The sequence below is a fragment of the Streptococcus sp. C150 genome, assembly GCF_000187445.1.
Lineage (GTDB): Bacteria > Bacillota > Bacilli > Lactobacillales > Streptococcaceae > Streptococcus > Streptococcus raffinosi.
Map to the genome: position 1 here is coordinate 1,156,436 of NZ_GL698449.1, position 541 is coordinate 1,156,976.

Annotated in this window: 1 protein-coding gene; it reads right to left on the reverse strand. The window is 48.2% G+C overall.

Going from position 1 to position 541, the window contains the following annotated elements:
- Nucleotides 1-381, reverse strand: a 381-nt coding sequence (locus HMPREF0848_RS10730; RefSeq protein WP_008535111.1) for an Ig-like domain-containing protein, incomplete at its 3' end; no start/stop codon positions are given.
- Between the last annotated feature and the right edge of the window lie 160 nt (nucleotides 382-541).

The following is a 541-nucleotide window of genomic DNA, read 5'->3' on the forward strand; positions in this document are numbered from 1 at the left end:
CGCTTCACCAATCTTGTTACCATCTTTATCGTAAAGAGCAACAGTTGAACCTGGTTCTGCAGTTACTTCTACTGATGGCTTAGTTCCAGCTTTTCCTGTTAGGTCTGTAGCGACTACTGGTTTCGCTGGGGCTGTGGTGTCTGTCGCTACTTTAGGATCACTCGCATCTGATGTGTTTCCTGATAGGTCAGTTGCTTTAGCTGTCACATTACCTGCTGGAATGTCGACGGTTGGCGTGATGGTAGCTTTACCATCTGCGCCTGCTGTCGCTTCACCAATCTTGTTGCCATCTTTATCGTAAAGAGCAACAGTTGAGCCTGGTTCTGCGCTCACTTCTACTGATGGCTTAGTGCCTGCTTTACCTGTTAGGTCTGTATTCACTACTGGTTTCGCTGGGGCTGTAGTGTCTGTCGCTACTTTAGGATCACTTGCGTCTGATGTGTTACCCGCTGCATCTGTCGCTTTGGCTGTTACATTACCTACTGGAATATCAACGGTTGGCGTGATGGTTACTTTACCATTGCGCCTGCTGTCGCTTCAC